The 3427-nt window shown below is 61.7% G+C and carries 4 protein-coding genes and 1 pseudogene; 3 read left to right on the top strand and 2 right to left on the bottom strand.

The window, feature by feature from the left end:
- Positions 1-77: 77 nt before the first annotated feature.
- The 3 genes and pseudogenes from OKB81_RS19770 to OKB81_RS19760 form a co-directional block, all read left to right on the top strand.
- Positions 78-455: pseudogene (locus OKB81_RS19770) on the top strand (aminoglycoside adenylyltransferase family protein); the annotation flags it as partial.
- Positions 456-483: 28 nt separating this feature from the next.
- Entirely contained in the window at positions 484-1323 is an 840-nt protein-coding gene (sul1, locus tag OKB81_RS19765) for a sulfonamide-resistant dihydropteroate synthase Sul1 (RefSeq protein ID WP_000259031.1), read from the top strand.
- A 127-nt stretch (positions 1324-1450) separates the two neighbouring features.
- Positions 1451-1951 carry a GNAT family N-acetyltransferase gene (locus OKB81_RS19760; protein ID WP_000376623.1) on the top strand — a complete coding sequence of 167 codons (501 nt, stop codon included), beginning with the start codon at positions 1451-1453 and terminating at the stop codon, positions 1949-1951.
- On the opposite strand, the gene OKB81_RS19755 is transcribed toward OKB81_RS19760, so the two are convergent.
- On the bottom strand, positions 1920-2912 hold the full coding sequence (locus OKB81_RS19755; protein WP_001381192.1) for a TniB family NTP-binding protein: 993 nt from the start codon (positions 2910-2912) through the stop codon (positions 1920-1922). The genes OKB81_RS19760 and OKB81_RS19755 overlap by 32 nt on opposite strands.
- Before the next feature lie 2 nt (positions 2913-2914).
- Positions 2915-3397 (bottom strand): Mu transposase C-terminal domain-containing protein, encoded by a 483-nt coding sequence (locus OKB81_RS19750; protein WP_001044207.1) that lies wholly within the window; start codon positions 3395-3397, stop codon positions 2915-2917.
- Between the last annotated feature and the right edge of the window lie 30 nt (positions 3398-3427).

Below are 3427 nucleotides of genomic sequence, written 5' to 3'. Positions count from 1 at the left end.
TGCGATTAAATCAGATCACAAACGAAGCCTTTTTTCTATCTATTTCAATTGGTTGTAGCTAAAGATCCTGTACATGAAGAGAACATAGCGTTGCCTTGGTAGGTCCAGCGGCGGAGGAACTCTTTGATCCGGTTCCTGAACAGGATCTATTTGAGGCGCTAAATGAAACCTTAACGCTATGGAACTCGCCGCCCGACTGGGCTGGCGATGAGCGAAATGTAGTGCTTACGTTGTCCCGCATTTGGTACAGCGCAGTAACCGGCAAAATCGCGCCGAAGGATGTCGCTGCCGACTGGGCAATGGAGCGCCTGCCGGCCCAGTATCAGCCCGTCATACTTGAAGCTAGACAGGCTTATCTTGGACAAGAAGAAGATCGCTTGGCCTCGCGCGCAGATCAGTTGGAAGAATTTGTCCACTACGTGAAAGGCGAGATCACCAAGGTAGTCGGCAAATAATGTCTAACAATTCGTTCAAGCCGACGCCATGGTGACGGTGTTCGGCATTCTGAATCTCACCGAGGACTCCTTCTTCGATGAGAGCCGGCGGCTAGACCCCGCCGGCGCTGTCACCGCGGCGATCGAAATGCTGCGAGTCGGATCAGACGTCGTGGATGTCGGACCGGCCGCCAGCCATCCGGACGCGAGGCCTGTATCGCCGGCCGATGAGATCAGACGTATTGCGCCGCTCTTAGACGCCCTGTCCGATCAGATGCACCGTGTTTCAATCGACAGCTTCCAACCGGAAACCCAGCGCTATGCGCTCAAGCGCGGCGTGGGCTACCTGAACGATATCCAAGGATTTCCTGACCCTGCGCTCTATCCCGATATTGCTGAGGCGGACTGCAGGCTGGTGGTTATGCACTCAGCGCAGCGGGATGGCATCGCCACCCGCACCGGTCACCTTCGACCCGAAGACGCGCTCGACGAGATTGTGCGGTTCTTCGAGGCGCGGGTTTCCGCCTTGCGACGGAGCGGGGTCGCTGCCGACCGGCTCATCCTCGATCCGGGGATGGGATTTTTCTTGAGCCCCGCACCGGAAACATCGCTGCACGTGCTGTCGAACCTTCAAAAGCTGAAGTCGGCGTTGGGGCTTCCGCTATTGGTCTCGGTGTCGCGGAAATCCTTCTTGGGCGCCACCGTTGGCCTTCCTGTAAAGGATCTGGGTCCAGCGAGCCTTGCGGCGGAACTTCACGCGATCGGCAATGGCGCTGACTACGTCCGCACCCACGCGCCTGGAGATCTGCGAAGCGCAATCACCTTCTCGGAAACCCTCGCGAAATTTCGCAGTCGCGACGCCAGAGACCGAGGGTTAGATCATGCCTAGCATTCACCTTCCGGCCGCCCGCTAGCGGACCCTGGTCAGGTTCCGCGAAGGTGGGCGCAGACATGCTGGGCTCGTCAGGATCAAACTGCACTATGAGGCGGCGGTTCATACCGCGCCAGGGGAGCGAATGGACAGCGAGGAGCCTCCGAACGTTCGGGTCGCCTGCTCGGGTGATATCGACGAGGTTGTGCGGCTGATGCACGACGCTGCGGCGTGGATGTCCGCCAAGGGAACGCCCGCCTGGGACGTCGCGCGGATCGACCGGACATTCGCGGAGACCTTCGTCCTGAGATCCGAGCTCCTAGTCGCGAGTTGCAGCGACGGCATCGTCGGCTGTTGCACCTTGTCGGCCGAGGATCCCGAGTTCTGGCCCGACGCCCTCAAGGGGGAGGCCGCATATCTGCACAAGCTCGCGGTGCGACGGACACATGCGGGCCGGGGTGTCAGCTCCGCGCTGATCGAGGCTTGCCGCCATGCCGCGCGAACGCAGGGGTGCGCCAAGCTGCGGCTCGACTGCCACCCGAACCTGCGTGGCCTATACGAGCGGCTCGGATTCACCCACGTCGACACTTTCAATCCCGGCTGGGATCCAACCTTCATCGCAGAACGCCTAGAACTCGAAATCTAACGTCCGTTCGGGCATCGAGGTCCATGTCGGGGTGGGACGGGCCCGTGGCTTCAAGATCACTTGCAGTCCGACCGCGATGTCTTGGTTGCGCGAGAGGTTGTCGACAGGCCATGCTGAGTGTGCGATGGTTGATCGCTTCCTCGCCGCTCTCCACGGCGACGATGGCCGCCGCCATCAGCAAGTGCGCCAGTTCCCCTATGGTGCCCTCGCTGCGTGTGAGCAGGTAGCGAGCCATGTCCAGCGTGGCAATTGGGGAAGGCCGGCGCAGCGGGAGCGAAGCGGCGAAGCTGGCCAGCAGTGAGCAGCAATCGTCGTTGGCCTCCCATACCGGCAGCATCATCGGCTCGAAGCGATTTTCCAACTGGTCATCGGAGCGGATGGCTAGGTAGGCGTCGCGCGTGCCTACCCCAACCAACGGGATGCGCAGTTCGTTGCCGAGGAAGCGCAGCAGGTTGAGGAATTCCCGGCGGTTGACGCTGTTGCCGGCCAGCACGTTGTGCAGCTCGTCGATCACCAGCATGCGCACGCCGACCTTGCGCAGCAGTGCCAGAGCCAGTTGCTCCATTTCCGGCAACCGTGGGCGTGGGCGCAGCGGCGCGCCCATCGCGGCGAGCAGCGCGACGTAGAAGCGGATCACGGACGGCTCGGACGGCATCTGCACGACCAACACCGGGATGTGCTCCTGGTCGGCGTCGGAGCTGGCCGGGTGGGTGCGGCGGAACTTCTCGACGATCATCGACTTGCCATTGTTGGTCGGGCCAACCAGCAGCAGGTTGGGCATGCGTTGCTTGTTTGGCCACGCATAAAGGGCTTCCAGCCGGTTCAGCGCCTCGACTGCGCGCGGATAGCCGATCCAGCGGTCGGCGCGAAGGCGCTGGATGCGCTCGTCCGCCGGAAGACGGGCCAAGCCCTGGGCCGCCGGCAGCAGGTGGGACAGGTCGATGATGGGATATTCGTCCACGGCTACCACTCCTCAATCTGGTCGAACGGTTTGGCGGGTGGCAAGTTGTCTGCCTGCGGGTCGGCAATATCCGTATCCGGCGGAACGGGCTTGTCCGGCCGAGCTGATGTCTTGAGGTGCTGGCGGCGATCCGCGTCACGCCGCGCCTTGCGTGTGGCCTTCTGCGCGCTGGTCACAATCTCACGCATCTGGCCGATCATGCGGAACAGCGCCGACTCATCCACCTGTTCGCGCCCTTGCTGCCGCAGTTTCGCCAGCGCCTGCCGTTGTTCCCAGAGGGTGACAGCCGGATGCGACAAGGTACGGTAGGGAATTTCCAGGTAATGCTGTCCCTCCGGTTCCAGGACCCAGATACGGCTGATGTCGCGCGGATCGCGCCGGATCAGAAAGGACGGCCAGCGTTCACGCCGCGCAATCCACGGCTTGAGCGCATCGGCGGGCACTGTTGCAAAGTTAGCGATGAGGCAGCCTTTTGTCTTATTCAAAGGCCTTACATTTCAAAAACTCTGCTTACC

The sequence above is a fragment of the Aeromonas sp. QDB56 genome (assembly GCF_027705505.1).
Classification (GTDB): domain Bacteria; phylum Pseudomonadota; class Gammaproteobacteria; order Enterobacterales; family Aeromonadaceae; genus Aeromonas; species Aeromonas caviae.
This window is presented reverse-complemented; position numbering and strand designations above follow the sequence as displayed.